This is a genomic window from Halorussus aquaticus, assembly GCF_024218795.1.
Classification (GTDB): Archaea; Halobacteriota; Halobacteria; order Halobacteriales; family Haladaptataceae; genus Halorussus; species Halorussus aquaticus.
Genome location: NZ_CP100400.1, coordinates 2,813,403 through 2,829,586, shown reverse-complemented (window position 1 = coordinate 2,829,586; position 16,184 = coordinate 2,813,403). Strand labels below are relative to the sequence as shown.

The window sequence follows — 16,184 nt, the reverse complement described above, 5'->3', positions numbered from 1 at the left end:
CGAGTCCAACTCCCGGCACGAAAGAGTCGAGGTTACGCGCAACGACTTCCCGGTTCGAACACCCAGCGATTCGTTCTCAGTCCTCCGTGAGTCCGAGTTGTTCGTAGATTTCCTGCTGGTCGAAGTAGGCTCGATGCTCCCGTATCGCACCGTCCGCCACGCGGAACTTGGACATCTCTCGGAACTGCGCCGTGCGTCCGGTCGGCGGGATTCCGTCGAACTCCCCCTCGTGAGTCATCGAAATCTCTCCTTCGTACATCACCAGTCCGTCGGTCGAAACGAGGTCGAGAATCGTCACCTCGAAGTCGGGGAAGCCGGTCGTAACCTCGCGAACGAACTGCTCCAGCCCCTCGGGTCCGTGAATCTCGCCCGCCGAGCCGGGAACTCCTTCCTCGGGCGCGGCCCGGTCGTGCATCACGAACGACTCCGAGACGATGTCCGGTAGCTTCGAGTAGTCCCGTTCGTTCCAGACGTCCACGTAGGTTCTCACGAGCTGTTCCGCGGTCGATTTCGCTTCCGACATCTGTTAGCTCACCCTCGTCTACCTACGGGAGAGCCTCCCATACCCTTACCCCGTGAGAATCTGTTCACGGCGTGACTGCCGGACGTGTCCCGTCTAACTGGGAGACGGGAGTACCCCCGACTCATCGGCCGTTCGACCGACACGCCCGTCGCCGTCGAGTTCACCGTCACCGTCGTCGGTTCGTTCGCGCGTTCGACAGTACTGCGCCGCTCAGTGCTCCTCGTCGGGGTCGAACGCGATGCCGAGTTCGTTGGCGACCGCCTCGAACGGTACCGACCCGCTCTCCTGTACGGCCATCGGCTTCAGCGCGTTCGTTTTGAGGACCTCGGGCGCTGTCAGCCACGTCCACTCGACGTTCTTGTTGCTGTCGCTCGTCGCGTTCAGTTCGGTTTCGAGGAGTTCCTTGCTAACCGGCGGGAACAACGGTGGCTCGGCCTCGAACGTGTCCACGTACGCCGGAACGTCGTTCTTGCCGATGTCGCCGACGACGATTCGCATCACCATGCCCGTGACCTCGTGGACGCCACAGAACAGGTCGTAGACGCCCTCGTGGTCGAACCGGTAGAGCCACGCGCCGTCCTCCGCCACGAGCGGCGACGAGAACGGCGGGACCCCCTTCGGAACTCGGCGCTGGAAGCCGTGGTCGGGATGGTACGGCGAGATAGTGTGGTTGGGGCTGGTGTAGGTGAACTGCACGATGTCGCCGGAGTGAACCTTGAGACCGCTCGGCTCGAAGTGGAAGAGAGAGGGGCGCTCGGGGTTCTCCGGGTTCTCCGGGAAGTTCCTGTGCAGTTCGACTTCGTGATCCGGTTGGATGGACGCCGGAATGGAATCGACGTCCGTCGTGGGGTATCCGAACACGGGGTCGATCTGGTGGGACGCCCTCCCCGCGTCGGCCCGGACGTTCGACGCCTCGCGGGAGGCGGTTGCGAGGCCGGTTCCGAGCGGCAGTGCCGTACCGATGCCGAGTGCCCTCAGAAGGGGTCGTCGCTCGACGCCGAACCAGTCGCGTTCGGTTCGTTCGCGCGGTTCTCGTGTCTTTCTCTCGTTGGGTTCTGTCATCGCATCACGCCCAGAATGTGGTATGGTACGGTTTGTCATACCCTTACTCCGTGAGAATCTGTTCACGGCGTGAACACGGGCACCGTCCGACCCGATTCCGTCGGCGGACCCTCACGAGGTATGCTCGGCCGACATCCGAGACTCTTCCGTGAACGTCTCGGGGGTGAGCCGTTCGGAGTTCCGTCTGTACGTTTCGATCAGTTCCCGGCCCCACGACCGTACCGTCTCGTCCGTCGTTTCGATGAACTCGCACGGGTGGCCCGAATCCGGGTCGTTGTTCGCGATGAGCACCGTCTCGTCCACGACGAAAACGTTACACGGAATGTGTCCTCGGTAGCAGTAGATGCGCGCTCCGGCTTCCACGTATTCCCGCCAGTAGGGCGTCTGTTCGGGTCTCTCACGGAGGTACCCGACGAGGTCGTCGGTGAGCACGTTCGTCGCCGTCATCCGCCCCTCGACGACGCTGTCGCGCATGCTCTGTAGCAGTGACAGTGGCGGTGCGATGTAGGTGAGAGTGCGGAACACGGAGGCCTCTCGCATCAGTTCGAGGAGATAGGTGGCTTCCGCCATCGGACTGTTGGGGGTCGTCCGTCTGACCGTCGCGTCGTCGAAGTGATGGAGACCGATGGATAGCTCCTCGTCCGGGAGCCACGCGACCGCCTCTCCGAGCGTTCGGATGGACCCCATCGCCGTGACGACTGGCCGGAACTCGCCGATAACTCGCTCGCCGACCGGAGTCGTCACGTACCCGTCGGGACTCCGTTCGGCCCAACCGCGCTCTTCGAGTTCCGTGAGGATGCGCTCTAACGTCGAACGGGACGCCTGCGTTCTCTCCTCCAAGCGTCCGGAGGGATGCGGTCCCGACCTGAGCGCCTCCAGTATCGTGATACGGTTTCTCGACCGAGACAGGTAAGCCACGTCCGCCAACGCGTCGTCGGATATCGCCTCGGTTTCCGTGGTCATACCTAGCCGGTCCATGCCAATTGGTATCAATGTTCGGCCGACGCGGTAACCCATCCAAAAAATCATAGGTGTTCGCGCAGTCGGTACGTGTGGCATTCCGTCGCGCACGGTCGTGAGGTGCAGGTCGGATGCGCGATGTATTGGGGCTGGAGCGTCTCTACGGGGGAATGCTGGGGGAGATATGACAGAGGAGAACACGGAGTCGACCTGCGACTGCACGGATAGCGACATCGACCGCCGGGAGTTCCTCCGGGGGTCGGGTGCGATGCTGGCGTTCGCGGCCGCCGGGGTCGCACCGAGCGAGGTCGTCGCCCAGTCCGACCGACCGGAGGGCGACCTCGAAGCACTGCTCGAAGACGCGCCGCGGAACTGGGGACGCTGGGGCGACGACGACGAACTCGGGGCGTTCAACTTCCTCGGGAGCGAGGAGGCGCTCGCCGGGATGGAGGCCGCCACGAGGGCCGACGCGGACGGAGTCGAGACGTTCACGCTCCAGATTTCGATGACCGGCGAGGTCGCGAACGACCCCATCTTCCCGACGAGAACCGTCGCGAGACGAACGAACACGCAGGACGAGCAGTCCTACGAGGAGGGTGAGGCCGACCCGTCCGCCGGGGGCCTGAAGTTCAGCGACGACCGATTCGTCAACCGACTCTACCCGCAGGGGACGAGTCACGTGGACGCGCCGGGCCACGCGTGGTACGGCGACCGGATTTACAACGGGTTCGACGCCAGCACGACCGCGGCGACCAAGGAGTTCGACGAACCGCTGGAGAGCTGCGACGGCGAGCAGGTGAGCGAGACCCGCGGGCTGGGGAGAGCCGACATCTCGCCCGTCGCCGACCACGGCATCGTCGGCCGGGGCGTCCTGCTCGACGTGGGCCGGGCGCTGGGCGGGGAGACCGACCGACTGGAACCCAACGCCTGCGTCTCGAAGGAGGACCTACAGCGGACCGCCTACCAGCAGGACGTGACGCTCGGGAAGCGCGACGTGCCCCTGATTCGGACCGGGTCGGCCGCGCGCGCCCGCGACGACGACCCGGAGTACGAGTGGAAACCGCTCGAAGAACCGGGAATCTGCTACAGCGAGGAGTTGGTGAACTGGGTCCACGAGATGGAGTTCCCCGTCGTCGGCGGCGACACGCTCAGCGTGGAGAAGAACGTGCAGGTCATCGACGGCGAGCAGTATCTCGTCCCGCTACACGGGGCGTTCCACCGCAACCTCGGGGTCCCGTTCGCGGAGGTGCTGTGGCTCGAAGAACTCGCGGAGAACTGCGCGACCGACGGGGTGTACGACTTCCTCTTCGCGGGCGCACCGCTGAACATCGAGCGCGCGACCGGCGCGCCCATCAATCCGGTCGCCGTGAAAGCGACGATGGACGACGAGTCAGGCTGACCGACGCCGGTCTCACGGCCACTCGTCGTCCCCGGCTATCGGGTCCGCGACCACGCCGTCCTGCTGGGCCAGCACGCGGGCGTGGGCCGCGCAGACCTCGCGGTTCTCGGCCCACGGGACGTGGAGTCTGACGGTCGCGGGTTCCGAGCAGTCCGACTCGGCGCACTCGGCCATGGCGGCGTTCTACTCGCTCCCGACTAATCGGTGTACCGGCGTTTCTCCGCCGTCGCCGCCTCGGTGCCGTACCGGTCCACCAGCGGTTCGTAGGCGTCGCCGAGCGCGCGCATGCACTGGCCCGCCGAGTGGAATCCGAGTCCGTCGGCCACCTGTCGCCACGGGTGGCCCTGCAGGACCTTCCGGACCAGCAGGCGCTCCTCGCGCGGGGAGAGCGCGTCCGAACCCTCCCGCGGGTCCACGAAGTGCTTCAGCGCCACTCGCCGGAACGGTCTCGGCGCGGCGTCGTACAGCCCCGGTCCGTACGCGCTCGACGCGACCGTTCGCCAGTCCCAGTCCGAGAGGTCGAGTTCGACCGGCGCGTCCACCGACCGCAGGAGTTCGCACACCACGTCGGCGTCGGCGTCGCGCAGGGGGTCGGCCAGCATCGACGCGACGCGGGAGGCGAACCACCGGGCGTGGCGGTCGTGGAGGGCCGCGCCCGCCTCGCTCAGCGGGTCGAGCATGAGCGCCGAGTACTCCCCGCTGGTGTCGTTGCGGGTGGTCGAGAGCTGAACCGCGCGGTAGCCGTTCTCGCGCCAGAACCGGAGGAGTTCGGGCGTCGCGCCGTAGCCGACGCCGAGCCAGTCGAGTTCGTCCGCGAACTCCCGGCGAATCTCGGCCAGCAGGCGCGACCCGAGTCCGCGGGACCTGACCGCGTGGTGTGTTGCGATGCGCATGACCCGCATCCCCGCGGTGACTCCGGCCCGTTCGTCGCGGAGTTGAGAGGTCAGCACGTCCGGGAGCATGTTGCCCCGCACGCGGCCGCCCTCGTACATGTGTTCGCGCACGTCCGCGGGGAGGTCGCCCTCCCGGGCCAGCAGCGCGACCCCGACGACGTGGTTCCGCGCGCTCGGGGACGCGGAGTCGGGGCGGACCAGCGCCCGGACCGCGAGGTTCGGCGCGTCGAGCAGTCGCGCGAGGTCGTCGGGTTCGGTCCGGTAGTGGGCCAGCACCAGCAGGCCGAACACCCCCCGGAGCAGCGTCTCGTCGGCGAGCAGGTCGTCTGGCGAGAGCGCGCGGTACTCGACGGACTCGGCGCGGGCGTCCCGAACTACCTCCTCGACCGGCGGCCGGGCGTCCAGCAGCAGTGCGTCGAACGCCCAGACCTCTACGGGGTCGCCCGCGGCGTACCGAATCGGTTCCTCCAGTCGGGTCTCGACGACCTCGTGGTCGCTCTCGGCGAGTCGGTCGCGGAACCTGACCGAGAACCCTCTCCCCGCCCCCTCGTAGCCGTGGATGGTCGTCGTGAACGCGACTCGCGGCGCGGCCAGAAATCGCTCGAGCAGTCTGACCGACAGCGCCGCGGCCTCGTCCACGAAGACGGCGTCGGGCGCGTCGTCTCCGGGGTCGCCGAGTAGGTCGGCGGCCTCGGTGGGTTCGGCGAAGCGAACGCGACCGCCGCCCCGTTCGTCTCCTCGTCCGTCTCCCCGTTCGCCCTCGCCGCGACGTTCGCCCGTGACTCGAATCTCGCGGGGCGGGTCGCCGACAGTCTCGATTTCTTCGCCCAGCGTCTCCAGCAGCGCCTCGGCCCGGACGAACACCTCGCGGGAACTCCGGTACTCCGGGGCCGTGACCAGCACGTCCGCGCCCTCGGCGGCGAGGCTCCCCGCCGCGATGCCCGCCGCGCTGGACTTGCCCCTGCCCCGGTCGGCCTCCACGACCACCGCGGCCGGGGACGCGGACGGCCCGGACCCCCGGAGCGCCTCCAGTTCCCCGACCACCGCCATCTGGTCTCGAGTGAGGCAGGCGTCGTAGGCCGCGTCCGGGAATTCGCGATTCTCGGGTAACTGCGGTACGTCGGTCCCCGTCGAGAGTCGCGGAGCGGGGCGGGTCAGGCCGTCGCGCTCGACGCGCCCGGAGTCCGCGTCCACGATTGCGACGCCGGGATGCGACCGGAGCGTCTCGGCGAAACGCCGTCGGAACCGTCCCGTCACGTCGTCGAGGTCGGCGGGCGGGACCGCCAGCGCCCGGTCGAAGTCAGTCCGGCGGTCGGGCCACTCGTCGAGCGTCGGGGTCAGGAGGACGAACAGACCGCCGCCGTCCACCGCGCCGACGACTCGGCCGACCGCGTTCGGCCGGAAGTCGGCGTGGGCGTCGAAGACGACGCAGTCGCGGGTCGTCCCGAGCAGGCGGTCGGCGCGCTTCGGGCCGACGCGCTCGCAGCCCAGTTTCCCCGTCCCGACCAGTGTGGTCGCCTCGCGGTCGATTCCGGCGGCGTCGAGCGCCCGGTCGGCCGCGTCGTAACAGGCCTCGCGTTCGCCCGCGAGGACGAGCAGTCGGCGCTCGCCGACCGCGCGGGCCTCCTCCCGGAGCGCGGCGGCGACCTCGGCGAGAGTCATGTCCGGGGCTTGGCGCGAGGCGGACAAGGGGTTTTCCTTCGCGGGTCCGGTCTCGGGTCGAGACGACCTACTCGTAGAGGTCGGTCGAGAGGTATCGCTCGCCGCCGTCGGGGAGCATTACCACGACCGTCTCGTCGGGGCGGTCGCGCGCGTACCCCGCGGCGGCCGCGACGGCCGCTCCGGAGGAGATGCCGACCGCGAGACCCTCGGTCTGCGCGACGTTCCGGGCGGCCTCCTTGGCGTCGCCTCCGGAGACCGCCCGCACCTCGTCTACGAGTTCCTCGCGGAGTATCTCGGGGACGAACCCCGGACCGATTCCCTGAACGTCGTGGCCGTCGGCGCACTGCTCGGAGAGCGTGGGCGACTCGGCGGGTTCGACAGCGACCGCAGTGAAGTCGTCCGCGCCGCGCTCCTCCTTCGCGTACTCGGCGACGCCCGTGATGGTCCCGCCGGTCCCGACGCCCGCGACGAAGGCGTCTACCTCGCCGTCGGTCGCGCGCCAGAGTTCAGGACCGGTCGTGCGCCGGTGCGCGCGGGGGTTGGCCGCGTTCTCGAACTGGCGGGCCAGCACCGCGCCCGCTCGTTCGTCGGCGAGTTCCGCGGCGCGTCGGTTCGCGCCGCCCATCCCCTCCTCGGCGGGCGTGAGTTCCAGTTCCGCATCGAGCGCCCGGAGCAGTCTGCGGCGCTCCTCGGACATGGAGGTCGGCATCGTCAGCACGAGGTCGTAGCCGCGTGCCGCACAGACCGCGGCGAGTCCGATGCCGGTGTTGCCGCTGGTCGATTCGACCACGGTCCCGTCCGGCCCGAGTTCGCCGCTCCGTTCGGCGGCGTCCACCATCTCGCGGGCGATGCGGTCCTTCACGGAGTAGGGGTTGCTCGCCTCGACCTTCCCGAAGAGGTTCTCGGCGAACGCGTCGAGGCGGAGCAGCGGCGTCTCGCCGACGAGGTCGTCTATCGACTCCGCCGCGTCGAAGGTCGTCGTGGACTCGCTCGATTCTGCCATCGGCGGAACTACCCGTAGCGAGGCGGTAATCGTTAGGTCGCACATCTTCGGCCGGTCGGGAGGCTTGCCGGAAACAGTGACGCACCGGCGGAGTTTTCAGCTACAGGTTCGTCTGCTAACGTATGCCCGGTCCGGTCTTCATCTCCGGCGAGCGCGTAGACCTTCGAGTAACCGAGCGCGAGGACCTCGACCTCATCCAGCGCGCTCGGAGCGACCCCGACATCCGGACGGCGCTGACACACACAGCGCCTCAGACCCGCGAACAGGTCGAGGAATTCTACGAGGAGTTCGTCTCGACCGACAACGGGGACGCCAGTTTCGTCGCGTGCGAGCGGGGCGGCGACCCCGTCGGTCAGGTGAGCCTGTTCCGGACCGAACACGACCACGGCGAAATCTCGTACTGGCTCCTTCCGGAGGCCCGAGGCGAAGGCTACGCCACAGAGGCGGTGTCGCTCCTGCTCGACCACGCGTTCGACACGAGCGGTCGGCATCGCGTGTACGCGCGCGTGGTAGATTTCAATGAGGCTTCGAGGGCGGTGGTCGAGCGACTCGGCTTCACCGAGGAGGGTCGCCTGCGCGAACACGTGTTCCTCGACGGTGCGTACCGCGACGTGGTGCTGTACGGTCTCCTGCGCGACGAGTGGGACGGAGCGCCGTGACCTCGGTCCCCGTGCATTCGTTTCGCACGCCGCCGGAGCATTTGAAAGCGCTTTTAAGGGGTGACGAACTACGGAAGGATACGACCTGCGCGCGGTTGATGATGCTCCTAGCCGCAAAGGATTTGCCCGGCAGGGGAGCCTGAGCCGACGTGCAGGGAGGGTGAACAACCTATGCCAGTATACGTAAACTTCGACGTCCCAGCCGACCTCCAAGACAGCGCCGTCGAGGCGCTCGAGGTCGCACGAGACACGGGTAGCGTAAAGAAAGGAACGAACGAGACGACCAAGGCGATCGAGCGCGGTAACGCCGATCTCGTCTTCATCGCCGAAGACGTTCAGCCGGAAGAGATCGTCATGCACCTGCCGGAACTCGCCGACGAGAAGGGCATCCCCTTCGTCTTCGTCGAGACCCAGGACGACATCGGTCACGCCGCCGGTCTGGAAGTCGGAAGCGCCGCCGCGGCCATCACCGACTCCGGCGAAGCGGAAGACGACGTCGATGACATCGCCAACAAGGTCGAGGAACTCCGCTGAGGTGGTTGAGTCATGAGTGCAGAGGAAACTGAAGAAGAAAGCTCCACGCCCGCCGAAGTAATCGAAATCGTCGGCAAGACGGGGATGCACGGCGAGGCCATGCAGGTCAAGTGCCGCATCCGCGAGGGCGAGAATCAGGGCCGCATCATCACGCGGAACTGTCTCGGTCCCGTCCGCGAGGGCGACGTGTTGCAACTGCGCGAGACCGCCCGCGAAGCCGACTCCATCGGAGGTCAGTAACCAATGCCCCAGACGAGAGAGTGTGACTTCTGCGGGTCCGACATCGAACCCGGCACGGGGACGATGTTCGTCCGCACCGACGGCAGTACGGTCCACTTCTGCTCGGCGAAGTGCGAGAAGAACGCCGACCTCGGCCGCGAACCCCGCGACCTCGAATGGACCGAGGAAGGCGGTGCCGAGGAGGGTGAACAGTGAGCGAGACCGAGCGTACCTTCGTGATGGTCAAGCCCGACGGCGTCCAGCGCGGCCTCATCGGTGACATCGTCTCCCGATTCGAGGACCGCGGCCTGAAGATGGTCGCCGGGAAGTTCATGCAGATAGACGAGGACCTCGCACACGACCACTACGGCGAGCACGAGGGCAAGCCGTTCTTCGAGGGACTCGTGGACTTCATCACGTCCGGCCCGGTCTTCGCCATGGTCTGGGAAGGCCAGGACGCGACCCGACAGGTCCGCAAGATGATGGGCGAGACCGACCCCGCCGAGTCCGCACCGGGCACCATCCGGGGCGACTACGGTCTGGACCTCGGCCGCAACGTCATCCACGGTTCGGACCACGAGGACCCCGGCGCGAACGAGCGCGAAATCGACCTGTTCTTCGACGAGGAGGAACTGGTCGATTACGAGCGCATCGACGCCGAGTGGCTCTACGAGTAAGGTAGCGTTCGGTTTTCCGCTCCCTTTTTCGATTGTTTCGAAGAGCGAGTAGCGTATTCTCCGCGTCGTAATCGTTCGATAGAACGGAGTGGCCGTTCGAAGAATCACGAACCCATTTTCGTCTCCGCCACCAATACGAGCGCGTGCAGGTGACTGCCCACAGAGGCTTCGGAGACCGGTATCCCGAGAACACGGTCCGCGCGGCGGAGCGCGCATCGCCGTCGGCCGACGCGGTCGAAATCGACGTGCGTCGGTGCGGGTCTGGCGAACTCGTGGCCTCCCACTGGGACAACGTGGAACTGGTCACGGACGGGCGGGGCGACGTGTCGGAACTCCCGGCGTCGGAACTCGCGTCGCTGAGCGTGGACGGGTCCGACTGGGGCATCCCGCTGTTGACCGACGTACTGGGGGCGATTCCGCCGGAGGTGGGCGTCAACCTCGACCTCAAGGAGCGCGGCATCGCCGCGGACGTGGTGGACCTCGTGCAGAGCGTCGAGAACGACGCGGTCGTCTCGTCGCTCCACCCCGACCCGCTCTGGCGGACGCAGTTGCGTGACGAGTCGATACCGCTGGCGTTCAACTTCGGCGTGCGACCCGACGCCAACTTCCTCACCGCAGAGGCCATCGACTGCGAGTACGCCAACCCCCACTGGTCGCTGTGTTTCGTCACCGACCTCGTCGAGAGCGCCCACGAGGCGGGCATGGAGGTCTACGCGTGGCCGGTGGCGACGCGGACGCTCGCGCGGGCGCTCGAACGTCGCGGCGTGGACGGACTGATACTGACCCGACCGCTGTAACTGCAGGAACCAACGTAGCGTGAACGATTCGGCCGAACGCGTCGCACGTTGGCGCAACGGGACGGAGTCACTTTTCTGGCGAACGTCACGGAACGCCGACGAACGACGTGACCGTCGCCGTGTCCACTCCGTAGCCAACGACGCCGATGACGACCAGTGCGCCGACGACCGACGCGAACAGCCAGTGCATCGGATAGTTGCGCTCGACGGTGGCGTAGAGACCGAGTCCCACCAGTCCCGGCGCGAATCCGAGCAGAAAGAGGGTCACGACGCCGACGCCCCACGTGAAGTGGTACTCGCCCGTCCGGTAGTCGGCGCGGAATTCGCGATACGCCAGAACGACGAGACCGACGGTCGCGGCCGCGACGCCGAGAACGAACAGTTCGACGGGAACGGAGAGGGCCATGGCCGAAAGTGACGCGCCGTTCGTAAAAATATACTGAGGAGTCCGAATCCAGCGTCAGTCTCTTAGCGGCCGCTCGTCACCGTCGAGACTGTCGATAATCACGTCGCCGTCGGGACGCTCGGCGAGCCAGAACAACTTGTAGGCGTCGGCGACGCGGGCGAACTCCACGTCGGGCACGTCCGCGAGTATCGACGTTCGGAGCGTCCACTTGAAGGCGGCCTCGCGGGCCTTCTCGTCGGCCTGTTCGGGCGAGAGTTCGCTCGGGAGGACCAGCGCGTCCTCGACCGTCCGGGTCTCGAACTCCGGAACCGTATCGGCCCGGAGCGCGAGTCGCCGCGAGCAGTCCACGCTGACGACGCGGCGGTCCCGCCGGGGCGACAGGAGCGGTCGGTCCACCTCGACTTCGGTCTCGTACACCCGGTAGGGGTAGGCAACCGCGCCCACCCGTCCCGACGACTGGACCTCCTCGCGGGCGACTTCTGGCGGGATGACCGGGAGTTGGACCGACTCGTGACGGTCGCCCACCAGCGGGTGGGGAGCCTCCGCGTTCTCAGCGCTCATCGTCGCTCCAGTACCCCGACGCGGCGACGTGGCCGCGGATGTTGTCGCCCTCGGTCACGACCTTCGGGGAGGTGTCGACGGCGGTCCCGCCGTCGGACAGGAGGTCCGACGAGGCTCGCGGCCCGTCGGTCCGCTCACCGCCGTCGGTGGCGTAGTCGGGCGCACCGTCGGCGTCCGCGGAGACGACCGCCGAGAGGGGTTTGTCGAACGCGTCGAAGTGGTCGTCCACGTCGCCCGGCGGTTCGGTGAACAGCGAGACGACTACGAGCGTGAGCGACGAGAGCACGAAGGCCGGGAACAGGCCGTAGACCGTGACGAGGCCGTACCAGAACGCGGCCGACTCCGGCGGCATCAGGCCGACCGCTCCGAGGACGGTCTGAAGCTGGGTCCACAGAATCATCGCGGACGCGCCGACCACCATGCTGGCGGCCGACCCCTTCGCAGTCACCCGCTTCCACCAGAGCGTGGCGACGACGGTCGGACCGATGGCCGCGCCGAGACCGCCCCACGCGTAGTTGAGGACGAGCGTGTAGATTGGCGTGTCCTTGGCGAGGAACGCGAACGCGACGCTTGCGGCACCGAGACCGAAGGTCACGTACCGCGAGTACTTCACCAGTTCCTTCTCGGAGGCGTTCGGGTCGATGAACCCGTGGTAGACGTCTTCCACGACGGCGCTGGTCGCCACGAGCAGTTGGGAGTCGGCGCTCGACATCATCGCCGCGAGCGCCGCCGCGAGGACGATGCCCGCCACCGCGCCCGGCAGGAGGTCGAGCGTCAGGCGCGGCATCGCGTTGTCGGGGTTGGCGAGCGCACCGTCGCCGAACATGGCGACGGCGTACAGGCCGACCAGCGCCGCGCCGATGTAGGCGACGAACATGAACAACTGGGCCACGAGCGCCGCGAGTCGGACGTTCTTCACCCGGTCGATGCCCATGAACCGCACCATGATGTGAGGGTTGCCGGGCACTCCGAGACCGATTGCGGCGTAACTGATGACGCCGAAGACGGCGGCCCAACCCGCGGCCCCGGCGGTGATGCTGGTCATCGACGACCCCGCCGTGGCCGCCACCTCCTCGAACGGCAGGCCCATGTTGGTGAACGCGATGACGGGCAGGAGGACGAACGAGCCGAGGATGATGGCCCCTTGGAAGTAGTCGGACCACGCCACGGCGAAGTAGCCGCCGAGGAACGTGTAGCCGATGACGATGACGCCGCCGACCACGATACCGACCCACGGCTGGATGCCGGTCAGGATTTCGAGCAGGGTCCCGGCCGCGACGATCTGCGCGCCGACGTAGCCGCCCTCGAACAGCATGAGGACGACCGCAGAGATGCCCTTGACCGCGCCCGTCTCGTCGCCGAGTCGGGTGGCGAAGAACGTCGGGAGCGTCACCGACTGGACGAGTTCGGTGTACTTCCGGAGGCGCTTGGCGATGGCCGCCCACGCGAACAGGTCGGCCGGAATCATCCCGAGACCGTTGAGGAACGCCATGATACCCGTTCCGTAGGCGTCGGCGGGTACGCCGAGGGTGAGCCACCCGCTCATCTCCGAGGCGCGCTCGGAGAACCCGGTCACGACCGGTCCGATTTCGCGGCCGCCGATGACGTAGTCGCCCACCGAGTCCATGAACCGCGAGGAGTAGAGACCGATGCCCAGCAGGACGAGCAGGTAGAGCGAGAACGCGCCCAGCACCCAGACGCCCGCCTCGCCCGCGATGCCGCCGCTACCTTGCATACTCTCCCTCCTCGTAGCGTTCCCGGAGTCGCCGCTCTCGCTTCCCCTCCCAGACGTAGTACACTATCAACAGCACGAAGAAGACGACGTACGGCCCGGCCAACCCGAGCCAGTCGATGGTACTCATAGCGGGCATAATCGGTGGGACCGTAATCAAACGCGATATTTCGGTCTTTCGGAGTCACCGTCGGCCTCTTCTACCTGACCGAGACGAACTCGTTCCAGTTACGGTCCGAGTCGCGTCCGCGGACCGTCGGCCGAAACAACGGCGAACAACGCACGGCTCGTGGAACAGCGGTTTTATGCCGGAGATGTCTCTCTCCGATATGGACATGGATACCACGCGACGTGCGCTCGTCGCCGCCATCGTCGGCGGCGGGACCGTCGGCGGGTCGCTCTCGCCGGTCCGGGGCTACCTCGACAGGTTCGCCCCGCACTCCGGGTCGGCGTGGCGCGACGCGACCGACCGGACGGACCGGCGCGTCGAGAGTCCGTACGGCGCGGCCGAAGTGCGCTACGACGACTACGGGACCGCCCACGTCGAGGCGGACGGCGAACTGGCGCTCTACTTCGCGGTGGGGTACGCGCAGGCCGCCGACCGACTGTTCCAGATGGACCTCCAGCGCCGGGTGATGCGCGGCGAGCTCTCGGAAGTCGTGGGCGAGCGAGCGCTCGACTCCGACGAGTTCCACGTCCAGATGGACTTCGCGGGCGGTGCGGAGGCGAATCTGGAACTCCTCGACGACACCCCGACCGGCGACGCGGTCGAAGCGTTCGTCGAGGGCGTGAACGCCTGTCGAGAGCGGGAGGCCCTGCCCCTCGAATTCGGGCTGCTCGACTACGAACCCGACCCGTGGACCCCCGCGGACACGATGCTGATGGAGCAACAGATTTCGTGGGGGCTGACCGGGAGTTTCTGGACGCTCCGTCGCGAACGTCTCGCTCGCGCGTTCGGCACGGACGCCGCCGAGCAGTTGTACCCCTTCCGGATGGACCACGACGCGCCCATCATCAGGGGCGATAGCGACGCTCCCGCCGCCGGTTCTCGGCGGACCGTCACGCCATCGGGCGAGGTCGGGGCCGACGCGCTGCTCGACTGGCTCTCGGCGTTCGAGTCTCCGCCGGGCGTCGGGTCGAACAGTTGGGTCGTCTCCGGGAACCAGACCCGGAGCGGGAAACCCATCGTGGCCAACGACCCGCACCTCACGCTGATGGCTCCGCCGGTCTGGTACGAGATGAACCTCCGGACCGACGACGTGAGCGTCCGCGGGGTCACCTTCCCGGGCGTCCCGTTCGTGGTCATCGGCGAGAACAGCGCCGGAGCGTGGGGGTTCACCAACTCCGGGGCCGACGTCATCGACTTCTACAGCTACGAGACCGACGACGCGGGAGACCGTTACCGATATCGGGGCGAGTGGCGCGAGTTCGAAACCGAGGAGCGCACGATTTCGGTCGCCGACGGCGAGGACCGGACCGCCACGGTCCGGAAGACGGTCCACGGTCCGGTAATCGAACGCGAGGGCCAGCGAGTGGGCGTCTCGTGGACCGGTCACACCGCGACCCGGACCTCGCGGGCGATTCACCGCTACAGCAAGACCGAGGGGATGGACGACTTCCTCGCGGCGACCCGGAAGATGGACCTGCCGACCCAGAACGTCGTCTACGCCGACAGGGAGGGCAACACCCTGTTCTACGTGACGGGGAAGATTCCGATCCGGCGGATAGATGGCGAAGAGGTGTGGGGAACGCGGGTGTTCGACGGGTCGGCGGGCGAGGCCGAGTGGGAGGGCTTCGAACCCTTCGGCGTCTCCTCGTGGGAGGGGTTCGTCCCCTTCGAGGAGAAACCGCACGCCGTCAACCCCGACTACGTCGGCACCGCGAACCAGCGCATCGAGGACGACCCCGACCACTACATCGGCGAGCAGTACGGCACGCCGTACCGCGGTCAGCGCCTCTACGAACTGCTCGACCGGCGCGCCGAGTCCGGGAAACCGATGGACCCCGAATTCATGCGACGCGTCCAGCGCGACGCCAAGTCGGCCCGCGCCGAGCAGTTGCGCGACGAACTGGTCTCGGCCGCGGAGGGGCGCGACGGTCTCGGGGACGCGGTGGCGGCGCTCCGCGAGTGGGACGCCCGGATGACCCGCGACTCGCGGGCCGCGCTCGTCTTCGCGAAGTGGGCCGAGCAGTTCCGGAGCGAGGCGTTCGCCGACGAGTTCGACGCGGCGGGTCTCGACGAGTCGTACTACCCGAACGACTGGGTGCTGGCGAACCTGCCCGCCGACAGTCGGTGGTTCGGCGACGAGGGACGCGCGGCGGTGATGGTCCGGGCGCTCCGGACGGCCCTCGACGGAATCGAGGCGGGCGAGACCTACGGCGACTACAACACCACCGAGACCGTCACCCACCCGTTCGACCAGTCGTTCCTGAACTACCCGGCGTACCCGACCGACGGGTCGCCCTACACGCTGAACAACTTCCGGAAGGAGTCGGCGGTCGGGAGCAGTTGGCGGATGGTCTGCCCGATGGCCGACCGCGAACGGTCGGTCTGCGTCCTGCCGGGCGGCAACTCCGGCGAGTACTTCTCGGACCACTACGACGACCAACTCCGACTCTGGGCCGACGGGAAGTACAAGTCGATGAGTCGGGAACTCGCGGGCGAAAGCGCCGTCCGTTTCACGGACGCACGGGAGGGCGACGAATGAGCGTCGCTCGCGCGTGGTTGACCGAGATTCGGACGAACCGCAGAGAACGGTGGTTCGCGCTGGCGGCCGGGGTCGCGGTCGGACTCGCCGCGGCACAGGTCCACTGGTACGGGTTCGTCCTCGGGGGCGCGCTCGTGGGCGTCGTCTCGAAGGACGCCAAACGCGGCCTGCTGGCCGGAATCAGTTTCGGCGTGTTGGCGTGGGCCTTCTTCGCGGGACTGGTGGCCGCCAATGGCGGCCTGCTGAAGTACGCCGGGATGGGCCGACTGCTCTACCTGAGCGTCGGGATTCCGGTCGGCCTGTCGGCGCTCGGGTCGCTGGTTCGAGGCGTCGTCTGATACGTGGGAGGAGACTGGCGCTCGCCAGTTGCAGAAAGAAGTAGCTCGATT

19 protein-coding genes are annotated in these 16,184 nt (G+C 67.5%); 9 read left to right on the top strand and 10 right to left on the bottom strand.

The features are described 5' to 3' along the window. Positions 1-76: 76 nt before the first annotated feature. The 3 genes from NGM06_RS14585 to NGM06_RS14575 form a co-directional block, all read right to left on the bottom strand. Complete coding sequence (locus NGM06_RS14585) at positions 77-523, bottom strand: ester cyclase (protein ID WP_254267660.1); 447 nt, start codon at positions 521-523, stop codon at positions 77-79. Between the two features lie 210 nt (positions 524-733). Then, the gene (locus tag NGM06_RS14580; protein ID WP_254267659.1) at positions 734-1,585 is read right to left on the bottom strand and encodes a cupredoxin domain-containing protein; all 852 of its coding nucleotides are present in this window, start codon (positions 1,583-1,585) and stop codon (positions 734-736) included. 111 nt (positions 1,586-1,696) lie between these two features. After that, positions 1,697-2,548, bottom strand: a complete 852-nt coding sequence (locus NGM06_RS14575) for a helix-turn-helix transcriptional regulator (RefSeq protein ID WP_254267658.1) — start codon at positions 2,546-2,548, stop codon at positions 1,697-1,699. Positions 2,549-2,729: 181 nt separating this feature from the next. Here NGM06_RS14575 and NGM06_RS14570 point away from each other — a divergent pair, with 181 nt between their 5' ends. After that, positions 2,730-3,944, top strand: coding sequence for a cyclase family protein (locus tag NGM06_RS14570; RefSeq protein ID WP_254267657.1), 1,215 nt, complete (start codon positions 2,730-2,732; stop codon positions 3,942-3,944). Between the two features lie 12 nt (positions 3,945-3,956). Here the strand turns inward: NGM06_RS14570 and NGM06_RS14565 are convergent, their stop codons facing one another. From NGM06_RS14565 to cysK, 3 genes are all read right to left on the bottom strand, one after another. Further along, complete coding sequence (locus tag NGM06_RS14565; protein ID WP_254267656.1) at positions 3,957-4,118, bottom strand: DUF8014 family protein; 162 nt, start codon at positions 4,116-4,118, stop codon at positions 3,957-3,959. Between the two features lie 23 nt (positions 4,119-4,141). After that, complete coding sequence (tmcA, locus tag NGM06_RS14560) at positions 4,142-6,499, bottom strand: tRNA(Met) cytidine acetyltransferase TmcA (RefSeq protein ID WP_254267655.1); 2,358 nt, start codon at positions 6,497-6,499, stop codon at positions 4,142-4,144. A 67-nt stretch (positions 6,500-6,566) separates the two neighbouring features. Then, positions 6,567-7,502: a cysteine synthase A gene (cysK, locus tag NGM06_RS14555; protein ID WP_254267654.1), complete on the bottom strand. Its 936-nt coding sequence runs from the start codon at positions 7,500-7,502 to the stop codon at positions 6,567-6,569. Positions 7,503-7,624: 122 nt separating this feature from the next. Between cysK and NGM06_RS14550 the strand changes: the two genes are divergently transcribed. The 6 genes from NGM06_RS14550 (at position 7,625) to NGM06_RS14525 (ending at position 10,388) form a co-directional block, all read left to right on the top strand. Beyond that, positions 7,625-8,161 (top strand): GNAT family N-acetyltransferase, encoded by a 537-nt coding sequence (locus NGM06_RS14550; RefSeq protein ID WP_254267653.1) that lies wholly within the window; start codon positions 7,625-7,627, stop codon positions 8,159-8,161. Between the two features lie 171 nt (positions 8,162-8,332). Further along, the gene (rpl7ae, locus tag NGM06_RS14545) at positions 8,333-8,695 is read left to right on the top strand and encodes a 50S ribosomal protein L7Ae (RefSeq protein WP_163521861.1); all 363 of its coding nucleotides are present in this window, start codon (positions 8,333-8,335) and stop codon (positions 8,693-8,695) included. Between the two features lie 12 nt (positions 8,696-8,707). Next, on the top strand, positions 8,708-8,935 hold the full coding sequence (locus NGM06_RS14540) for a 30S ribosomal protein S28e (RefSeq protein WP_137287534.1): 228 nt from the start codon (positions 8,708-8,710) through the stop codon (positions 8,933-8,935). A gap of 3 nt (positions 8,936-8,938) precedes the next feature. Beyond that, positions 8,939-9,130: a 50S ribosomal protein L24e gene (locus NGM06_RS14535; RefSeq protein WP_163521860.1), complete on the top strand. Its 192-nt coding sequence runs from the start codon at positions 8,939-8,941 to the stop codon at positions 9,128-9,130. Further along, positions 9,127-9,591 (top strand): nucleoside-diphosphate kinase, encoded by a 465-nt coding sequence (ndk, locus tag NGM06_RS14530; RefSeq protein ID WP_163521859.1) that lies wholly within the window; start codon positions 9,127-9,129, stop codon positions 9,589-9,591. The genes NGM06_RS14535 and ndk overlap by 4 nt, the downstream gene beginning before the upstream one ends. Positions 9,592-9,740: 149 nt before the next feature. Further along, complete coding sequence (locus tag NGM06_RS14525) at positions 9,741-10,388, top strand: glycerophosphodiester phosphodiesterase (protein ID WP_254267652.1); 648 nt, start codon at positions 9,741-9,743, stop codon at positions 10,386-10,388. An 85-nt stretch (positions 10,389-10,473) separates the two neighbouring features. Here the strand turns inward: NGM06_RS14525 and NGM06_RS14520 are convergent, their stop codons facing one another. From NGM06_RS14520 to NGM06_RS14505, 4 genes are read right to left on the bottom strand one after another with little or no spacing between them, the layout of a single operon-like run. After that, entirely contained in the window at positions 10,474-10,794 is a 321-nt protein-coding gene (locus NGM06_RS14520) for a hypothetical protein (protein WP_254267651.1), read from the bottom strand. A 54-nt stretch (positions 10,795-10,848) separates the two neighbouring features. Continuing rightward, positions 10,849-11,355 carry a hypothetical protein gene (locus NGM06_RS14515; protein WP_254267650.1) on the bottom strand — a complete coding sequence of 169 codons (507 nt, stop codon included), beginning with the start codon at positions 11,353-11,355 and terminating at the stop codon, positions 10,849-10,851. Next, positions 11,345-13,090, bottom strand: a complete 1,746-nt coding sequence (locus NGM06_RS14510) for a sodium/proline symporter (RefSeq protein WP_254267649.1) — start codon at positions 13,088-13,090, stop codon at positions 11,345-11,347. The genes NGM06_RS14515 and NGM06_RS14510 overlap by 11 nt, the downstream gene beginning before the upstream one ends. Continuing rightward, on the bottom strand, positions 13,080-13,217 hold the full coding sequence (locus NGM06_RS14505; RefSeq protein WP_254267648.1) for a hypothetical protein: 138 nt from the start codon (positions 13,215-13,217) through the stop codon (positions 13,080-13,082). The genes NGM06_RS14510 and NGM06_RS14505 overlap by 11 nt, the downstream gene beginning before the upstream one ends. Positions 13,218-13,416: 199 nt before the next feature. Between NGM06_RS14505 and NGM06_RS14500 the strand changes: the two genes are divergently transcribed. Then, positions 13,417-15,795, top strand: coding sequence for a penicillin acylase family protein (locus tag NGM06_RS14500; protein ID WP_254267647.1), 2,379 nt, complete (start codon positions 13,417-13,419; stop codon positions 15,793-15,795). Further along, positions 15,792-16,133 carry a hypothetical protein gene (locus NGM06_RS14495; protein WP_254267646.1) on the top strand — a complete coding sequence of 114 codons (342 nt, stop codon included), beginning with the start codon at positions 15,792-15,794 and terminating at the stop codon, positions 16,131-16,133. Before NGM06_RS14500 ends, NGM06_RS14495 begins: the two co-directional genes overlap by 4 nt. Positions 16,134-16,184: the final 51 nt, after the last annotated feature.